The following is a 17,389-nucleotide window of genomic DNA, read 5'->3' as shown; positions in this document are numbered from 1 at the left end:
GCGACAGACCGACGCCGGGCAGCTCCCCCCGTGGCTGCTCGGCGTCGCCTCTTTTGGGGCCACCTCTTGTGTGGGGCTACTGGTTTTACGGGGCTACTAGGCTGGGACCGTGAACCTTCCCGGTATGACCCCCGAGCCCCCCGCCACTCCGCAGTGCTCCGCCAAGGGCTGTCGGGCGGACGCTCAGTGGGTGCTCGCCTGGAACAACCCGAAGCTGCACACTCCCGAGCGCCGCAAGACCTGGCTGGCCTGCGACGAACACCGCGAGCACCTCAGTAAGTTCCTGAGCATGCGCGGCTTCCTCAAGGATGTGGTCCGGCTCGCGGACTGGGAGGCGTCAGCCGCCGATCGCTGACATCGGGCGGGACGGCTGGAGGAAGCTCGGGTCGTCCAGACCTGAACCGGCCTTCTTGCCCCACATCGCCAGCTTCCAGATGCGGGCTATCTCCTCGTCCGGCGCCTCCGAGCGCAGGGCGGCGCGCAGGTCGGTCTCCTCCGTCGCGAACAGACAGGTGCGGACCTGGCCGTCAGCGGTGAGGCGGGTACGGTCACAGGCCGCGCAGAACGGGCGGGTGACCGAGGCGATCACGCCGACGCGGTGCGGTCCGCCGTCGACGGTCCAGCGCTCGGCGGGTGCCGAGCCGCGCTCCTGCTCCCCCTCCTCCGTGAGGGTGAAGCGGGTGCGCAGCGACCGCAGGATGTCACCGGCGGTGATCATGCCGTCGCGCTTCCAGCCGTGCTGGGCGTCCAGCGGCATCTGCTCGATGAACCGCAGCTCGTAGTCGTTCTCCACGGCCCAGGCGAGCAGGTCGGGGGCTTCGTCGTCATTGAGGCCCGGCATCAGTACGGCGTTGACCTTGACCGGGGTCAGTCCGGCCTCACGGGCGGCCGCCATGCCGTCCAGGACGTCCTGGTGGCGGTCGCGGCGGGTGAGGGTCTTGAAGACGTCGGGGCGCAGGGTGTCCAGCGAGACGTTGACCCGGTCGAGGCCGGCCGCCTTGAGGGCTTTGGCGGTGCGCTTGAGGCCGATGCCGTTGCTGGTCAGGGACATCTTGGGGCGGGGTTCCAGGGCCGCGCACCGCTCGACGATGCCGACCAGGCCGGGGCGCAGCAGCGGCTCGCCGCCGGTGAAGCGGACTTCCTCGATCCCGAGCTGGGTCACGGCTATCCGGATCAGCCGCACGATCTCGTCATCGGTGAGGAGGTCGGGCTTGGCCAGCCATTGGAGGCCTTCTTCGGGCATGCAGTACGTGCAGCGGAGATTGCAGCGGTCCGTCAGCGAGACCCGCAGATCGGTGGCCACGCGGCCGTACGTGTCGATCAGCATGTCGGCCCCCTCCCTGTGTCCGGGTGAGTGCACATCGGAATCCGTACACCTTGAGATCAGTACAGCGTGAGATCAGTACAGAACGAGACTACGTGACGCCGCTGACAGCGGAGGGGGCCCGATCCCACGAGGAGCGGCGCGGCCGTGTCGTAGGGACCTACGACACGGCCGTGACCTGCGCGGAGTCGGATGCTCCAGCGTTCGTGGATCAGTGTGCTCCGGTTCCGGTGAGGGAGCGGACCTCCAGTTCGGCGTACTTGCCGGTGTCCGGCTCCTCCTTGGACAGGACCGTTCCCAGCCAGCCGAGCAGGAAGCCCAGCGGGATGGAGATGAGTCCGGGGTTCTCCAGCGGGAACCAGTGGAAGTCGACGTCCGGGAACATCGAGCTCGGCTTCCCGGACACCACCGGCGAGAAGAGGACCAGCAGCACCGACGAGCTCAGGCCGCCGTAGATCGACCAGAGCGCGCCCTGGGTGGTGAAGCGCTTCCAGAACAGGCTGTAGAGGATCGTCGGCAGGTTGGCGGAGGCCGCGACCGCGAAGGCGAGGGCCACCAGACCGGCGACGTTCAGGTCGCGGGCCATCGCGCCGAGTGCGATGGACACGATGCCGATGAGGACGGTCGCCCAGCGCGCCGCGCGGACCTCCTCCTTCTCGGTGGCCTGTCCTCTGCGGATGACGTTGGCGTAGATGTCGTGCGCGAAGGACGACGAGGAGGCCAGGGTCAGTCCGGCGACGACCGCCAGGATGGTGGCGAAGGCGACCGCGGAGATCACCGCCAGCAGGATCGCGCCACCCGCCGAGTCGACTCCGCCGATGTGCAGGGCGAGGAGCGGGGCCGCGGTGTTGCCCGCCTTGTTGGATTCCGTGATCGTCTCCGGGCCGACGATGGCCGCGGCTCCGAAGCCCAGGGCGATGGTCATCAGGTAGAAGCCGCCGATGATCCCGATGGCCCAGTTGACCGACTTCCGGGCGGCCTTGGCGGTCGGCACGGTGTAGAACCGGATCAGGATGTGCGGCAGCCCCGCCGTGCCCAGGACGAGCGCGACGCCCAGTGAGATGAAGTCCAGCTGGGTGGTCGGGGTGAGTCCGTACTTGAGTCCGGGCTCCAGGAAGGCCGCGCCGTGACCGCTGTTCTCCGCCGCCTTGCCGAGCAGGTCGGAGACGTTGAAGTCGAACTTCAGCAGGACCAGGAAGGTGATCAGCAGGGTGCCGCTGATGAGCAGCACGGCCTTGACCATCTGCACCCAGGTGGTGCCCTTCATGCCGCCGATAGTGACGTACACGATCATCAGCACGCCGACCAGGGCGACCACGCCGACCTTGCCCGCGTCGCTGGTGATGCCGAGCAGCAGCGAGACCAGTACGCCCGCGCCCGCCATCTGCGCGAGCAGATAGAAGATGGACACCACGATGGTGGAGGCGCCGGCGGCGGTACGCACCGGCCGCTGTCGCATCCGGTAGGCGAGTACGTCGCCCATGGTGAAGCGTCCGGAGTTGCGCAGCGGTTCGGCCACCAGGAGCAGCGCCACCAGCCAGGCGACCAGGAAGCCGATCGAGTACAGGAAGCCGTCGTACCCGAACAGCGCGATGGCGCCCGCGATGCCGAGGAAGGACGCGGCCGACATGTAGTCGCCGGAGATGGCGAGGCCGTTCTGGAAGCCGGTGAACTGTCGGCCGCCCGCGTAGAAGTCGGCGGCGCTCTTGGTCTGCCGCCCGGCCCATACGGTGATGCCGAGGGTCGCCAGGACGAAAGCCGTGAACAGGGCGATGATCAGCGGCCGGTGCTCGCTCGCCTCCGAGGCGGCGAGCAGGACGTGCTGGCTCATGCGTCGGCCTCCATACGGGACTTGATCGCCTCACCCTTCGGGTCGAGGACGGCGGCGGCGTGCCGCGAGTAGTACCAGGCGATGAGGAACGTGGTGACGAACTGGGCGATTCCGAGCACGAGGGCGACGTTGATGTTGCCGACGAGCTTGGCGCCCATGAAGCCGCCCGCGTAGATCGAGAGCAGCACGTACATCAGGTACCAGGCGATGAAGGCGACGGTCAGCGGGAAGGCGAAGGAGCGGTACGCCCGGCGCAGCTCGCCGAACTCCGCACTCGCCTGCACCTCCCGGTACGCCTCGGTGGTGGGCACGGCGGGGTCCGCGGTGGTGGGCACGGTGGTGTCCACGGCGGAGTCTCCCTCCGACGGTGGTGGTGCTTCGGTGGCCACGGAATCTCCTTGCGACGCGGGTGCGGTGGTGTGGGGCATGGGGCCTCGCGGTTTCGGGGGATCACACGGTCTTCCGGTGAGACTGATCCACCGCGCGTGATCCGGCAGGTGGCCGATGCTGGTCGGTCCCCTTGCCCTCCGCACGGCGACGCGCGCGGTCTGGTTCAACGGAGCGCAATCTTCGCCTTATTGAGGAACTCGATATCTGGGAACTCGTTGCCCAACGAGGCTGATCGACGGTAGTTTCGCCGGGACTACTGATCATGTACCTGTCCGGGCGCGGCGTGCGTTCGGGCTTCTTGGTCTACGGATGATGTGGAGACCCCATGGCTCATCTGCGTTCCAGACGGCGGCGCCTGATCGCGGTGCCGCTCGGGCTGGCGCTGACGGCGTCGCTCGGCTTCCTCCCGGCTGCCGGCGCGAGTGCCGCACCGCAGACGGCGCCCACCGCCGAGAAGGCGGACGGCCCACTGCTGTCGTACGTGGTCAACTCCAAGGCCAACTACGGCACCCTGAAGCGGGTCCGTAAGGCGATAGCCGACGCCGACGGCACGGTCGTCACCACCCACAAGAAGATCGGTGTGACGGTCGCTCACTCGACCAACCCGGACTTCGGCGCGGAACTGCGCTCGGTCCCCGGTGTCCAGTCGGCCGGTGCCACCCGCACCGCCCCGCTGACTCCGCTCGCCACCACCGACGTGGGCGAGACGAAGACGCTGACCGCGGCCGAGGCCGCCAAGATCAGCGCCGAGGCCAAGGACGGCGAGGAGCCCCTGGAGCCCGACCTGTGGGGCCTGAAGTCCATCAAGGCCGACAAGGCCCACAAGATCAACCCTGGTAGCAGCAGGGTGACCGTCGGCGTCATCGACACCGGCGTGGACGACACCCACCCGGACCTCGCGCCGAACTTCGCCGCCGACAAGTCGGCGAACTGCGTCTCCGGTGTCCCGGACACCTCCCCGGGCGCCTGGCGTCCGTACGCGGACGGCAGCGACCACGGCACGCACGTCGCCGGTACGATCGCCGCGCCCCGCAACGGCATCGGTGTCGCCGGTGTCGCGCCCGGAGTCAAGGTCTCCGGCATCAAGGTGAGCACGCCGAAGGACAGCTTCTTCTACGCCGAGGCAGTGGTCTGCGCCTTCATGTTCGCTGCCGACAAGGGCATCGACGTCACCAACAACAGCTACTACGTTGACCCGTGGCTGTTCAACTGCGTCACGCACCCGGACCAGAAGGCGATCGTCGACGCGCTCACCCGCGCGACCCACTTCGCCGAGCGCAAGGGCACAGTCAACATCGGGTCGGCCGGTAACTCGAACGTCGACCTCGCGGCCGACGAACTGCCGGACTCCAGCAGCCCGAACGACAGCACCCCGGTCGACCGGGTCATCGACCCGTCCGAGTGCCCGGACGTGCCGACCCAGCTGCCGGCCGTGATGTCGGTGTCCGCCACGGGCGTCGAGGACGCGAAGTCGTACTACTCGACGTACGGTCTCGGTGAGGTCGATGTCGCCGCCCCCGGTGGCGACATGCGCTACCAGATCCCGGGCGTTCCGGACAACGAGGCCCCGGACCGGCGCGGTGGCATCCTGTCCACCGTGCTGAACGGTGAGTACGGCTACAAGCAGGGCACCTCGATGGCCAGCCCGCACGCGGCCGGTGTCCTGGCGCTCCTGAAGTCGGAGCACCCGTGGGCCTCCGCCAAGCAGCTCAAGTGGATGCTCAAGTTCCAGGCCAAGCCCATGGCGTGCCCGACGGAGTACGACCCCGACGGTGACGGCGAGATCAACGCCACCTGCGAGGGTGGCAAGTACTACAACGGCTTCTTCGGCCACGGTGTCGTGGACGCGCTGAAGGCGGTTCGCTGGTAACACAGCGGTTCGCTGGTAACACCGCGTCACCTCAGTTCCTGGCACGGGCCGTCCCTCGGGGCGGCCCGTGTCGCATGTCACCCCTTGAGGTATGACGTAGGCAAAATGTTGCATTTTCGTACCAGACGGACGAGCAAGGCTTGCTGGACCAAACCAGTCCGGTCAAGATCGTTCAATGAGCATGTCCCGGCCCTCAGCCGCGGCGTCCGTGACACCCGCGGCATCCGTGACACCCGCGGAATCCGCGGCATCCGCGTCGCCGCCTACACGCCCGCACCGCCCCGAAGGACCCTCCTCGTCGCGGCGGGCCGCGTACGGGCGGGCCGCGGCCGTACTGGTGCTCCTCCTGGCGGCGGTACTGGTGCCCCTGTTCGGCCCGTCCGCGGTCCTGGACGGCACCGGCGAGCGGGAGGCGCCTGGCACCGGCCTCATCACCCTGCTCCGTACGCTGCTGTACGCGGCGCTGTGCGTGCAGGTCGGCGAGGTGGGCACCGCCTGGCTCGCCCGGCGGGTCCCGGACGCGCCGCCCGCCAGGCCGCGGAGTTGGGGCGTGGCGGCCGCGTCGGTGGGGGCGCTCGCCGCGGCCGGCCTGGCCGTCATCGTCGCCAACGGCAACCTGGTGCCGCAGAGCCCGGCCGACCTCAGCATGGACCGGCTGTACCAGTCCCGGGACGGACTGCTGGCCCTGATCGAGGTCAACGGCTTTGTCGCGGCCGCGCTCTGTGCCCAGTCGCGCCGCCCGGGCATCGCCGTACTCCCGCTCGGCGCGCTGATCGTGGCGGAGGCGCTGCGCGCGCACCCCTGGCCGGAGAGCACACCCATGGTGGGCAGCGCGCTGACGCTGGTTCATCTGACCTGCGCGGCACTGTGGGCGGGCGGCCTGCTGCACGTACTGCGGACGATGCGAGTGTGGCGCCAGGGCTCCCAGCCGGAGGCGGCCGTCGCCCTGTTGGGCCGTTACGCGCGCGTGGCGGCCGTTCTGTTCGCCGCGATCACGGTGACGGGCATCTGCTCGACGTTGCGCAGGCTGCCGCTGGACTCCGTGTTCGACACGGCGTATGGGCGCACCATGGTGGCCAAGCTCCTGCTGGTCGCCGTGATCGCGGTCCTGGCGGTGCTGGCTCGCCGTCGGCTGCGGCACTCCCCCGACCCGTACTCGGCCGTCGTGCCCGCCCGTGCCGAAGTGGTCACCTTGGGGGTTGCCGTCGTGGTATCGGCGCTGCTCACCGCGGTGCCGACGCCGATCTGGTGGTAGCGCCCGCCGTCTGTTGACCGGGACCGGGTACGGCCGGACGGCGCGCCGCCGCCGAGACGCCCTGGGCCAGCAGCCACTGTGCCGCCAGATAGGTGAGCATGATCCAGAAGTCGGGCCTCGGCAGCTGCGGCCACTCCGCGACGCCGGTGGCGATCAGGGTGTCCGAGAGCAGGAAGAGCGCTCCGCCCAGCCCCGCGGCGAGACCGCTCCGGGTCGCACGGAAGGCCATCGCGGTCAGCAGCAGGCTGTACCCAGCGACCGGGACCCGCAGCTCGGACGGCAGGTCGGACCAGAGCAGCGCTACGGTGCCGACCAGGGCCACGCCGTATCCCGCGCCCAGCAGGCCGCTACGCCCGCGCGTCGTGCCATACCGGGCGAACAGCACCAGATAGCAGACGTGTCCCACGGCGAACGAGGCCATCCCGGCGAGGAAGGCCACTTCGGCGTCGAACAGGAGCAGCACGTCCCCGCCCCAGCCGAACAGCAGCGCGACGACCAGCAGCCGCGGGCCGCCACGTAGGGCCGTGTACCCGGCGAGCAGCGGCATCAGCAACGGCTTGCAGACGCTGTGGCCGACGTCGACGCCAGCCAGCAGCGACCCGAGGTCTCCGGCCACGGCCAGCGCGAAGGCGGCGAGCAGCAGGTGGCCGAGGCGGTCCCGGCTCATACGGCCCCCTTGGCGACTGACTCCGTCGCCTCGGCTGGCTCGGCCGCCCCAGCTGGCTCGGCTGGCTGGGCTGGCTGGGCTGCCACGGCAGGCTGCCGAGGCGACCACCCCGGCCCGCGGAAGACCCGCCCCGCCCGCTCGCGCCAACTCTCCGCCGCCCTGAGGTCCCGGGCGATGGCCACGTACTCATGGGTGGCCACCCGCAGCGGGTTGTATGTCTCGATGTTCTTGGTGAGCCCGAACACGGGCCGGTCCGTCTCCGGCGTGAAGGAACCGAACATCCGGTCCCAGACGATCAGAATCCCGCCGAAGTTACGGTCCAGGTAGCCGCCCTGCGAGGCATGGTGCACCCGGTGGTGCGAGGGCGTGTTGAAGACGAACTCAAAGGCGCGCGGCAGCTTGTGAATGCGCTCGGTGTGGATCCAGAACTGGTAGACGAGATTCGCCGACGAACAGAAGGCCAGCGCCGCCGGGTGCACACCACAGGCGATGAGCGGCAGGTAGAACGGCCAGACCGTGAGGCTCGTCCAGGGCTGGCGCAGCGCGGTGGTGAGGTTGAACTTCCGGCTGGAGTGGTGCACCACATGGCAGGCCCACAGAATCCGGATCACATGGTGACCGCGGTGCGACCAGTAGTAGAAAAAGTCCTGCGCGAGCAGCATCAGCAGGACCGTCCACCAGAGCACCGGCACCCGTAGGGGCGTCAGTTCGTACACCACCATGTAGATGGCGACGATCGGTATCTTCCACAGCAGGTCGAAGACGAGGCTGCCGAGCCCCATGGTGATGCTGGTGGCCGCGTCCTTGGTCTCGTATCCGGCCTCGTCCTCATCCGGGTGCAGTCGTACGCTCACCATCTCGACGACAGTGAGCAGCACGAAGGCCGGTATGGACCACAGCACGACATCGGGCAGGTTCGGCATGGGTGCACCGTAAGCGCCCTGGTCGGCCGCCGCTAGAGGTTGTTACCGACAAGTATTACCGCCGGTACACCCCGAGATCTTGGCGATCTCCACCAATCGGCACCGCCCCTCGCCCTACGATGCGGGTCCGGGCGGCGGCGATACACGGGGCGGGGCAAGGCGACCGGAGCGCTGAGGGGGCGGGGGAATGCAGGGAGCCGAGGTCGTACTGGCCAGGATCTCGGCGACGGTGGCTGGGGCAGTTGCCAAGTCCCTGCTGTCGTCGCCGTCAGGTGCCGGATTGGTGCGGGACCCGATACGGCGCACCCCGTGGGCGCGCGGTCAGGCGGCCGCCCAGACGGATCGCCTGGCGGACGCGCTGGCCCGGCGGCTCGCCGACGCGTACCCAGGGCTGGCAGACAACGAACGACTGGCGGCGGCCGAGGACGTCCGCACCGCCCTCGCCGCCGTGGAACCACTCGACCTGAACCGCGTCTTCGCCGCGGGCCTCGACGCGCGGCGACTGCGGGAGGAACTGCCCCCGCCTGACGCGGGGCTGAGCGAGCGGGGCCGCGCGCTGTACGCGGAACTGCTGCTGCTCTGCTGCGAGCACGCGGTGGAGCAACTGACGGCGCATCCCTCGTTCCTGGCCCGCGCGGCGGTGGAGCAGACCCGGCACAGCCGACAGCTCCTGGAGGAGGGCTTACCCAGACCCAGGCCCACGTCCAACGGCGGTGACGCGCTCGCGTTTGAGCAGCGGTACGCGGACTTCGTGGCGCGGACGCACGGGCGGCTCGAGCTCTTCGGGCTGACGCTGGGGCAGTCGGCGCGCGAGTGGTCGTTGGAGGCGGCGTACATCAGCCTCAGCGTGAGCGCGGGCCGGACCCGGCAGGGAGAGTTCGGGCTCCATGGCGCGGGGCAGACATCGGTCAGGGTCGACCAGGCCCTGTCCGGCGCCGATCGTCTGGTGCTGCGCGGCCCCGCCGGCTCGGGCAAGAGCACCCTGGTCCAGTGGCTGGCGCTGAACGCAGCGCGGCGAGGCTTCGGTGCCGACCTCAGCGACTGGAACCGGTGTGTCCCCTTCGTGCTGCGGCTGAGGGCCTTCACCTCCGTCGACGCACTTCCCTCGCCGGATGAGTTCCTCCGGGCCGCGGGTGTCCCGCTGCACGGGGCGGCGCCTACGGGCTGGGTGGAGAGCCTCCTCTCCGACGGCCGGGCACTGGTCCTGGTCGACGGTGTGGACGAGGTGCCGCTGCGGCTGCGGCGCCGCACCGAGATCTGGCTCAAGTCCCTCATCACGGCCTATCCCCACGCCCGTTATGTCGTGACGACCCGGCCGTCGGCGATACCCGAGGACTGGCTGGCGCCGCACGGGTTCATCGGACACTCCCTGCTGCCGATGGAACGCGGCGACCTGCGGTCGTTCATCGGACACTGGCACGAGGCCGCGCGACAGGAATGCCACGACGACCGCGAGCGTGCCCTCCTCGACTCCTGCGAGGCCGCGCTGCGGCGCGCTGTCACCACCCGCAGGGACCTGGGACGCCTCGCCACCAACCCGCTGATGTGCGCGCTGCTCTGCGCCCTGAACCGGGACCGCCGAATGCAGCTGCCACGGGCCCGCAAGGAACTGTACGACGCGGCGCTGGACATGCTGCTCGTACGACGTGACACGGAGCGCGAGGTGTCGTGCGTCGAGGGCGTCGACCTCACCCGTGAGGAGCAGACGACTCTGCTGCGGAAGCTCGCCTACTGGCTGATCCGCAACGGCCAGGTGGAGGCCGACCGCGCGGAGGCCGTGGAGATGGTGGCCTGGTGGCTCACCGCCATGCCCCAGGTCCAGGGCACCGCCGAGCAGGTCTTCACGCATCTGCTGATCCGCAGCGGCCTGCTGCGCGAACCCGTGCCAGGCGCCGTGGAGTTCGTCCACCGTACGTTCCAGGACTACCTGGGGGCGAAGGCGGCGGTGGAGGAGCGCGACTTCGGCGCCCTGGTGAAGAACGCGCACGACGACACCTGGGATGACGTCGTGCAAATGGCCGTGGGGCACGCGCGCGTGGAGGAGCGGGCGCGGCTGCTCAAGAAGCTGCTGCAGCGCGCCGACCGAGCCCCTCGCCTGAGCCACCGGCTGGTGCTGCTGGCGACGGCCTGTCTGGAACACGCACCAGAGCTGGACCCCGGGGTACGGGCGACGGTCGAGGAGCGGGCCAAGGATCTCCTTCCGCCCCGGAGCCAGGCGGACGCCGAGGAGCTGGCCAAGGCCGGGGAGTTGGCGCTTGAGCTGCTCGCGGGGCTGCCGGAGCCTCAGGAGCTGAGTGAGTACGAGGCGGCGGCGGTGGTGCGGACCGCGGAGCTGGTCAAGGGGGACGCGGCCTTCGCGGTGGTGGCACGCTTCCGGGAGGACACCCGCGACCAGGTCGCCTTGCACGTCTCGCGGGCCTGGGGAGCGTTCGAGACCGAGCCGTACGCCACGGAGATCCTGGCGGAAAACCCGTGGAACACCGCCTACCTCCGCGTCACCACACCCGAGCAACTCAAGGCTCTGCGTCACGTACCCCATGCCCGGCACGTGTTCGTGACGGGTGACCACGCGGACCTGTCCCCGCTGCACGCGGTGGCCCATCCCAAATCGCTGGTCATTGACGAGAACGACACACTCACCGACCTGTCCCTCGTCACCTCCTTTCCGGGACTCACCGTCCTGGGCCTCAGTTGGTGTCCGTCCCTACGGGACCTGACGCCCCTGGCCGGGACCGCCCTGGAGCACCTGACGCTGACCGACGTATCCGTCGATGTCTGCCTGGAACCCTTGCGGGACATCTCCGCACTCGTATCGCTTCATCTGAACCACCCCGTCCTGGTCGAGAGCGTCGCCGAACTGCCTGTCGGGGAGCAGCTGACCTGCCTCTCGCTGGCGCGCCAGACCCGTCATGTGGGCCTGGACGGACTGGGACGGTGGCCCCGGCTCACGCAGCTCACACTCACCGGGCAGACACAGCTGAGTCAGCTCGCGCTGATGCGAGAGGAAGCTGAGCGGATCACCTGCCTCGCGCTCCTTGACATGGCGCCCCTCGATCTGAGCCTGCTCACGTCGCTCACCCACCTGCGGGAGCTCCTCCTGGTGCAGTGCCAACCCTCTGGTGGCCTGGAGCCGTTGCGGGACCTGCCCGACCTGGCCAACGTCAGACTGACGTCACTCAGCGGGCCACTCGATCTCAGCGCCCTGGCGGACAGAGCGGGGCTCACCGTCACCATCACCGACGACATGTCCGTGACCGGCGCCGAACTCTTCCCGCCGGAGCGGCTCGTGGTGCGCCGCGACAGGATCTGATCTCACACCCCCGCGGCCCCCAGCAACGACCCAGCCGCATACGTCACCGCCATGGCCAGCGCGCCCACACTCACCATCCGCAGTACGGACGCTCCTACCGGCGCCGCCCCCAGTCGCGCGCTCCCCCACCCGGTGAGCACCAGCGCCGCCAGCACCGAGACCACGGTGAGGGGCAGCCGCAGTCCTGCCGAAGGCAGGACCATCGCGAGGAGGGGCAGCAGCGCGCCGACCGTGAAGGCCAGGAACGACGCGCCCGCCGCGTGCCAGGGGTTGGTGAGGGCGTCGGGGTCGATGCCGAGTTCCACGCGCGCGTGAGCGCGCAGGGCGTCCCTCTCGGTGAGTTGCTCGGCCGCCTCGCGGGCCACCTCCTCGCTGAGGCCGCGTGCCTGGAGCAGACCGGCCAGTTCGGCGAGTTCGGCCTGTGGCTGGTCGTGCAGCTCGCGTCGCTCCAGAGCCAGGGCCGCCTGCTCGGAGGCGCGCTGGGACGACACGGAGACGTATTCGCCCGCGGCCATGGACAGGGACCCGGCGAGCAGTCCCGCCAGGCCCGCCGTCAGCAGGGTGCCGCGGTCGGTGGTGGCGCCCGCGACGCCGACGACGAGGCCCGCGGTGGACACGATGCCGTCGTTGGCGCCGAGTACGGCGGCGCGCAGCCAGTTCAGGCGGGTGCCCATGGCGTCGTGGTGGGCCTCGTCGTGCCAGGGCGGCGGCTGGTCGCTCACCTGGGGAGGGTCTCACGGGCTCTCACGGGCTGTGGTCACCACACGCGGACCGATCCGCCCGGCGCGAAGACCGGTGAGGTGGCGTCGGTCGGGGGCTCCTTGAGCGGTTCGGCCAGTTCGGCGGCGGTGGGGCCGACTCTGGCCGCGATCGGGTCCAGGCGGGCCAGGTCGAAGCCGTAGACGCGGGCGGCGTTGCCGCCGACCATGGCGGCGATCTCCTGGTGGGGCAGGCCCGCGTAGGCGATGCGGAGGCCTTCGCGGCTGTAGGGGTAGGTACCTTCGTCGTGTGGGTAGTCGCTGCCCCACATGATCTTGTCGAGGCCGATCCGGTCGCGCAGCGGCACCTCGTGGGGGCGCATGAAGCTGGCGCCGACAAAGCAGTTGTCGCTCCAGACCTCGCTGGGGCCCTTGCCCATCGCCGCGGCGAGTCCGGCGCCGAACTTGGACTCGGCCGTGTCGGCCTTCGTCGCGGCGGCGACCAGGCGGCCGTGGTAGTAGTCCAGCATGTCGAGTACGCCGGGTATCCAGCCGGAGCCCTGTTCGGTGAGGACCAGGCGTAGATCTGGGTGGCGGCGGAACGCGCCGCCGAAGATCAGGTGCCACAGGGCGCGGTGCGAGAACCAGGTGGTCTCCACCATGAACACGGCGCGGGCGGCCGGTTCGTCGCCGAGCGGCGGGGACGCCGAGCCCGCGTGGTGGTTGACCGGGACGCCCAGTTCCGCGCAGACCGCCCAGAGGGGGTCGTACGCCGCCGAGTACAGCTCGGGCAGGCCGGAACCCGGTGGGGTGCCGGGCAGCAGCAGTCCGCCGGTGAGGCCCGCCGTGTGTGCCCAGCGGACCTCGTCGACGGCCGCGTCGACGTCGTTCAGGAGGACCTGGAAGACGCCCGATCGGCGGCCGGGCGCCGCCGCGCAGAAGTCCGCCAGCCAGCGGTTGTGGGCACGCAGGCCCGCCCACCGCTGGTCGAACTCCTCGCGGGTGGGGGCCGGTGCCATCAGTGACGCGGACGGGAAGAACGGCGGGATGGTGTTGGGGAAGACGACCTCGGCGACGATGCCGTCCGCCTCCAGCTCGGCGACGCGGCGGCCGGAGTTCCAGTTCTTGTCCGCGGTGTCGGCGAGCAGGTCCTCGTACGGGTTGACGTACGTGGCCGCCCAGGCGTCGAAGGCCTCGTGGTGCCGGGACTCCAGATACGGCTTGTAGTCGAGGAGGTCGGCGCCCGCGTGGCAGTCGGCCGAGATGACGGTGTAGCGGGCGGCGGGGTCGGCAGGGTCGATGGGCTGGTGGCCGTCCGTCATGACGACACCCCCAGGGTCGGGAAGTCGTGGTCGGTGAGCCAGTGGCGGCCGACCTCGCGGGACCGTGCCCAGGAGGCCTGTACGGCCGCCTGGTCGGCTGGCTGGCCGAGGTCGGCGGGGGTGGGGCCGATCCGGCGCGCGATCGGGGCGAGTGCGTCGGTGTCGAAGCCGAAGACCTCGGCGGCGGCCAGGCCGAGCATGCGGCGGGTCTCGGTGACCGGGATGTCGTGGAAGGTGTTCCTCAGCCACGCGCGCGTGTCGGGCCAGGTGCCCTCCGGGTGCGGGAAGTCGGAGCCCCATAGGATGTTGTCGACGCCGATCTCGTAGCGCTGGGCGAGTTCGCGGCGCTTGGTGTTGGTGGCGCAGACGAACAGCTGCCGGTCGAGGTATTCGTGCGGAGGCCGCTTCAGTTCGGCGAACGGTGAGAGTTTCTTGCCGCCGTGAGCGCCCAGGTAGAGCCGGTCCATGAACCACAGGAGGTTCGGTAGCCACCAGCAACCGGACTCGGCGACGCCGAACTTCAGCGCCGGGTGGCGCTCGAAGACACCGGACCAGAGCAGGAACCACAGGGGCCGGGCGGGCCACCAGGTGACCTCGGAGACGTAGATGCCGAGGTGGTCGCCGTACTCGTGGCGCGGGGCCGCCCCGGAGTGGGTGACCAGCGGCATGCCGGTCTCGGCGGCCGCCGCCCAGACCGGCTCGTAACGCCGGTCGTGGTACGGCTCCTTGTCGACCCACATGGACGGGATCATCAGCGCGCCGAGCCCGGACTCCTTGGCCCGGTGGATCTCCGCGACGACCCGGTCGACCTCGCCGGTGACCGGCAGCAGGGCGACGCCGCAGTGCCGCTGGGGATGCTCGCCGACGAACTCCGCCAGCCAGCGGTTGTGCGCCTGGGCGCCCGCCATGCCCAGCTCCGGGTCCTGGTCGCCGGAGAGCCCGAGGCCCACCCCGAAGGGGGCGGCGGTCTGGCTGTCCACGGCGTCGGCGTCCGGGAAGACGACCTCGGCCGCCACTCCGTCGCCGTCCAGCTCCTTGAGGCGCTGCGCGGTGTCCCAGCCGCCGCGCAGGCCTTCCTCGTTGTCGTGGAACCACTTGGCGGCGAACGCCTCGTTGCGTACGCCGAGCCGGGTCATCTCCTCGCGGCGGGCGCCCTGCCGTCCGAGGAACTCGTCGAAGGCACGGTGGAAACGCCGGTCGAGATAGGGCCGGTACTCCTCCGTGGGGAGTCCGGCGTGGCAGTCGGAGGAGATGATCAGATAGGGGTCGGTGAAGTCCGTCATCAGGTGTCCCTCAGTCAGTCGAGGATGAAGCGTTCGAGGTACGCCGGGTTGGCGCGGCTGAGCATCGACTGCGACCTGGCCCTGATCTGCCGGTCGCTGTGCTCGCTTTCGGGCAGCAGCCAGAAGCGGTCGGCTCCGATCCCCTCGGCGACGAAGTCGGCGACCTCCTCGACCGGGGTGAACCACACCTCCTGCCCGGCCTCCCGCATCGCCGTCTCCCACTGGTCGAGGCTGCGGTAGGGGGCTCTGCGGGGGCGCACCTTGGCGTACCGCTCGGGTCGGTTGCGGTGTGAGTCCCAGAGGCCGGTGCGCAGCATGTGCGGTCCGGGGAAGAGCACCGAGGCTCCGACCGCCGCGTCCTCGGCCTTGAGGTGGGCGTACAGCGACTCGGTCATCGTCACGACGGCGGCCTTGGTGACCGCGTACACGGACGCGGTGGGCAGCGGGGCGATCCCGCCGTCCCCGGATGAGGTGTTGACGACATGGCCGGGCTCGCCCGCCGCGAGCATCCTGGGCAGGAAGGCCTGGATGCCGTGGAAGACGCCCCACACGTTGACCGCGAAGGCCCATGCCCAGTCGTTCGGCTCGTGCTCCCACATGCGGCCCTCGGCGCCGGAGCCGACGCCCGCGTTGTTGCAGAGCACATGCACCGCGCCGTAGGTGTCGTAGGCCGCGTCCGCCAGGTCCCGTACGGACGCGCGGTCGGCGACGTCCACTACGCGCGCGTGCACGTCGGCGCCGTCTTCCTTCAGGCCGGCGGCGGCCTGGTGCAGGGCGTCCTCCTCGACGTCCGCGAGGACGACCTTGAGCCCGTCGGCGGCGAACCTGCGTGCCAGGGCGAGGCCGATGCCGCTGGCCGCGCCGGTGACCACGGCGACCTGTCCTGTCTCGAGGCGCATCAGACGCTGCCTTCCGGTGGCCCGTCGAGTGCCTGCTGCGGATCGTCGTACCGCTGGTGGAGGTACGGGAGCAGGGCCTGGGCGCTGACCCGTTCGGCGACCCGGCCCCGCTGGTCGGTGGTCTTCTCGCCGATGGTGATCTCCACCAGGCGTCGGACGGGAAGGTCGGCGACGGGGTCGTACATCGACTCGCGCAGCACCACGTCGCCGGTGATCCGCTCCAGCCTGCGCACCTTCTCGTTGCGTACGCAGTGCACCAGGACCGGGTCCGCGTCGAAGCCCGAGCCGTCCACGGCGGGCAGGAACTTGAAGTAGAAGTCGGTCTTGCGGGTCGGCTCGGGGAGCGGCAGGTCGCCGCTGACGGCTCCGCGCACCTCGACGAAGGCGATCTGGTGGCGGGCGAGCGCGGCGCGTACCACAAGACCGTCGCGTTCGACGGTGACCTCGCCCAGCTTCTTGGGTTCGCCGAAGACCTCGCGGCCGCCGATCAGGGCGCGCTCGTGGGTCATCGGCATCACCAGGGGGTACCAGCCGTCGATGCCGTCGTGCTCTGCGGCGACCGCGACCGAACCGGCGCCGAGCGGGTAGCCGGGCAGGTCGACCTTGCTGATGTTGGCCCGTACGAGGGGCCGCCCGGTCGGCTTCAGTGGTGGCGGGAGGACCGCGGCCACCGTGTCCGGGTCGCTCTCCCACACGGCTGTGACGCCGGTGGACCAGATGTCGGGGAGCTGGGAATGTGCGGTGCGCGACGCGGTGATCTCGGCTTCGGTGCGTGCGCCGTACCGAACGCGTGCCATGTCGTACCACCCTTCCTAGGTCGTGTAACACTGTTACACCGGGCGGAGTGAAGGGTAAAGAGCCGTGCGGGAAACCGAATTGAGGGGGACCGATGAGCGAAGCGCCGAGACCGGCGCGAGGGGCGCGAGGCGCGCGAGCGTCGCTGACCCGCGATGAGGTCCTCGACACCGCCGCCACCCTGGTGAAGCAGCACGGCCCGGACGCCCTGACGATGCGTAAGCTCGCCGCCGAACTGGGCACGGCCGTCACCTCGATCTACTGGCACGTCGGCAACCGCGAGTCACTCCTGGACGCCCTCGTCGCCGGCACCGTACGGGAGCTCGGCGAGATCCGGCCCCATGGCCACACCCCCGCCCAGCGCATCGTCTCCGTCGCCCGCGCCCTGCGCCGCCGGCTGCGCGACCACCCACACCTGGTGGCGATGGTCCACGAACGCGGCCTCACCGAGCGGATGTTCCAGCCCGCCGCCCAGGCCCTGGTGCACGAAGTGCACGCGGCGGGCCTACGCGGCGCCCGCGCGGCGGACGTGGTCCGCGCGGTGCAGTTCCAGGTCGTCGGGTTCGTTCTGGTGGAACGCAACCGCGAACGCGCGCCGGTACAGCGGCCCGGCGACGAGGAGTTGTGGGACACCACGACCGCTGACCAGGACCCGGCGCTGGCGCGTGCCCTGGCCGGGCCGCCCGATCCCGACCGGCTCTTCGACGTGTCCGTACGCGCCCTGGTGGACGGTCTGCTGGACACGGCGAGCCGCCCGGCGGACCGCCCCTAACATCCGGGCCCGTCAACGCGAGTCACCGGTCCCGGTCCACGCTGTCAGTG

General features: G+C 70.3%; 15 protein-coding genes. 5 read left to right on the top strand and 10 right to left on the bottom strand.

The genetic code is table 11. The annotated features are described in order from the left end of the window. The first annotated feature begins 124 nt into the window (after positions 1–124). Entirely contained in the window at positions 125–355 is a 231-nt protein-coding gene (locus GCN81_RS11555) for a hypothetical protein (RefSeq protein WP_156724366.1), read from the top strand. Here the strand turns inward: GCN81_RS11555 and moaA are convergent. From moaA to GCN81_RS11540, 3 genes are all read right to left on the bottom strand, one after another. Further along, entirely contained in the window at positions 338–1,327 is a 990-nt protein-coding gene (moaA, locus tag GCN81_RS11550) for a GTP 3',8-cyclase MoaA (RefSeq protein ID WP_156724364.1), read from the bottom strand. The two genes, GCN81_RS11555 and moaA, sit on opposite strands and share 18 nt — an antisense overlap. 208 nt (positions 1,328–1,535) lie before the next feature. Further along, positions 1,536–3,155 (bottom strand): solute symporter family protein, encoded by a 1,620-nt coding sequence (locus tag GCN81_RS11545; RefSeq protein WP_156724363.1) that lies wholly within the window; start codon positions 3,153–3,155, stop codon positions 1,536–1,538. Continuing rightward, positions 3,152–3,544: a DUF485 domain-containing protein gene (locus GCN81_RS11540; RefSeq protein WP_156724361.1), complete on the bottom strand. Its 393-nt coding sequence runs from the start codon at positions 3,542–3,544 to the stop codon at positions 3,152–3,154. Before GCN81_RS11540 ends, GCN81_RS11545 begins: the two co-directional genes overlap by 4 nt. A gap of 326 nt (positions 3,545–3,870) precedes the next feature. Here GCN81_RS11540 and GCN81_RS11535 point away from each other — a divergent pair, with 326 nt between their 5' ends. After that, positions 3,871–5,415, top strand: coding sequence for a S8 family serine peptidase (locus GCN81_RS11535; RefSeq protein ID WP_156724359.1), 1,545 nt, complete (start codon positions 3,871–3,873; stop codon positions 5,413–5,415). Between the two features lie 175 nt (positions 5,416–5,590). Continuing rightward, positions 5,591–6,670: a copper resistance D family protein gene (locus GCN81_RS11530; RefSeq protein WP_231626639.1), complete on the top strand. Its 1,080-nt coding sequence runs from the start codon at positions 5,591–5,593 to the stop codon at positions 6,668–6,670. Here the strand turns inward: GCN81_RS11530 and GCN81_RS11525 are convergent. Further along, on the bottom strand, positions 6,639–7,337 hold the full coding sequence (locus tag GCN81_RS11525) for a lysoplasmalogenase (RefSeq protein ID WP_156724357.1): 699 nt from the start codon (positions 7,335–7,337) through the stop codon (positions 6,639–6,641). The two genes, GCN81_RS11530 and GCN81_RS11525, sit on opposite strands and share 32 nt — an antisense overlap. Then, entirely contained in the window at positions 7,334–8,260 is a 927-nt protein-coding gene (locus GCN81_RS11520; protein ID WP_156724355.1) for a sterol desaturase family protein, read from the bottom strand. Before GCN81_RS11520 ends, GCN81_RS11525 begins: the two co-directional genes overlap by 4 nt. Before the next feature lie 187 nt (positions 8,261–8,447). Between GCN81_RS11520 and GCN81_RS32695 the strand changes: the two genes are divergently transcribed. Next, positions 8,448–11,570, top strand: coding sequence for an NACHT domain-containing protein (locus tag GCN81_RS32695; protein ID WP_197287573.1), 3,123 nt, complete (start codon positions 8,448–8,450; stop codon positions 11,568–11,570). Between the two features lie 2 nt (positions 11,571–11,572). On the opposite strand, the gene GCN81_RS11510 is transcribed toward GCN81_RS32695, so the two are convergent. The 5 genes from GCN81_RS11510 to GCN81_RS11490 all read right to left on the bottom strand — a co-directional run bounded on the left by GCN81_RS11510 (position 11,573) and on the right by GCN81_RS11490 (position 16,569). Beyond that, on the bottom strand, positions 11,573–12,244 hold the full coding sequence (locus GCN81_RS11510; RefSeq protein WP_156724475.1) for a VIT1/CCC1 transporter family protein: 672 nt from the start codon (positions 12,242–12,244) through the stop codon (positions 11,573–11,575). An 83-nt stretch (positions 12,245–12,327) separates the two neighbouring features. After that, complete coding sequence (locus GCN81_RS11505) at positions 12,328–13,590, bottom strand: amidohydrolase family protein (RefSeq protein ID WP_156724353.1); 1,263 nt, start codon at positions 13,588–13,590, stop codon at positions 12,328–12,330. Beyond that, entirely contained in the window at positions 13,587–14,873 is a 1,287-nt protein-coding gene (locus GCN81_RS11500; protein ID WP_156724352.1) for an amidohydrolase family protein, read from the bottom strand. The genes GCN81_RS11505 and GCN81_RS11500 overlap by 4 nt, the downstream gene beginning before the upstream one ends. A gap of 14 nt (positions 14,874–14,887) precedes the next feature. Continuing rightward, entirely contained in the window at positions 14,888–15,772 is an 885-nt protein-coding gene (locus tag GCN81_RS11495; RefSeq protein WP_156724350.1) for an SDR family NAD(P)-dependent oxidoreductase, read from the bottom strand. After that, the gene (locus GCN81_RS11490; RefSeq protein WP_156724348.1) at positions 15,772–16,569 is read right to left on the bottom strand and encodes an acetoacetate decarboxylase family protein; all 798 of its coding nucleotides are present in this window, start codon (positions 16,567–16,569) and stop codon (positions 15,772–15,774) included. Before GCN81_RS11490 ends, GCN81_RS11495 begins: the two co-directional genes overlap by 1 nt. 92 nt (positions 16,570–16,661) lie before the next feature. Here GCN81_RS11490 and GCN81_RS11485 point away from each other — a divergent pair, with 92 nt between their 5' ends. Then, positions 16,662–17,339 carry a TetR/AcrR family transcriptional regulator gene (locus GCN81_RS11485; RefSeq protein ID WP_156724346.1) on the top strand — a complete coding sequence of 226 codons (678 nt, stop codon included), beginning with the start codon at positions 16,662–16,664 and terminating at the stop codon, positions 17,337–17,339. Positions 17,340–17,389 lie beyond the last annotated feature (50 nt).

The sequence above is a fragment of the Streptomyces apocyni genome, from assembly GCF_009739465.1.
Classification (GTDB): domain Bacteria; phylum Actinomycetota; class Actinomycetes; order Streptomycetales; family Streptomycetaceae; genus Streptomyces; species Streptomyces apocyni.
This window is presented reverse-complemented; position numbering and strand designations above follow the sequence as displayed.

Coding starts and splice junctions, on each gene's coding strand:
- GCN81_RS11555 (WP_156724366.1), top strand. CDS start 125: ATGACCCCCGAGCCCCCCGCCACTCCGCAGTGCTCCGCCAAGGGCTGT.
- GCN81_RS11510 (WP_156724475.1), bottom strand. CDS start 12,244: ATGGGCACCCGCCTGAACTGGCTGCGCGCCGCCGTACTCGGCGCCAAC.
- moaA (WP_156724364.1), bottom strand. CDS start 1,327: ATGCTGATCGACACGTACGGCCGCGTGGCCACCGATCTGCGGGTCTCG.
- GCN81_RS11520 (WP_156724355.1), bottom strand. CDS start 8,260: ATGCCGAACCTGCCCGATGTCGTGCTGTGGTCCATACCGGCCTTCGTG.
- GCN81_RS11535 (WP_156724359.1), top strand. CDS start 3,871: ATGGCTCATCTGCGTTCCAGACGGCGGCGCCTGATCGCGGTGCCGCTC.
- GCN81_RS11530 (WP_231626639.1), top strand. CDS start 5,591: ATGAGCATGTCCCGGCCCTCAGCCGCGGCGTCCGTGACACCCGCGGCA.
- GCN81_RS32695 (WP_197287573.1), top strand. CDS start 8,448: ATGCAGGGAGCCGAGGTCGTACTGGCCAGGATCTCGGCGACGGTGGCT.
- GCN81_RS11545 (WP_156724363.1), bottom strand. CDS start 3,155: ATGAGCCAGCACGTCCTGCTCGCCGCCTCGGAGGCGAGCGAGCACCGG.
- GCN81_RS11505 (WP_156724353.1), bottom strand. CDS start 13,590: ATGACGGACGGCCACCAGCCCATCGACCCTGCCGACCCCGCCGCCCGC.
- GCN81_RS11490 (WP_156724348.1), bottom strand. CDS start 16,569: ATGGCACGCGTTCGGTACGGCGCACGCACCGAAGCCGAGATCACCGCG.
- GCN81_RS11525 (WP_156724357.1), bottom strand. CDS start 7,337: ATGAGCCGGGACCGCCTCGGCCACCTGCTGCTCGCCGCCTTCGCGCTG.
- GCN81_RS11485 (WP_156724346.1), top strand. CDS start 16,662: ATGAGCGAAGCGCCGAGACCGGCGCGAGGGGCGCGAGGCGCGCGAGCG.
- GCN81_RS11500 (WP_156724352.1), bottom strand. CDS start 14,873: ATGACGGACTTCACCGACCCCTATCTGATCATCTCCTCCGACTGCCAC.
- GCN81_RS11495 (WP_156724350.1), bottom strand. CDS start 15,772: ATGCGCCTCGAGACAGGACAGGTCGCCGTGGTCACCGGCGCGGCCAGC.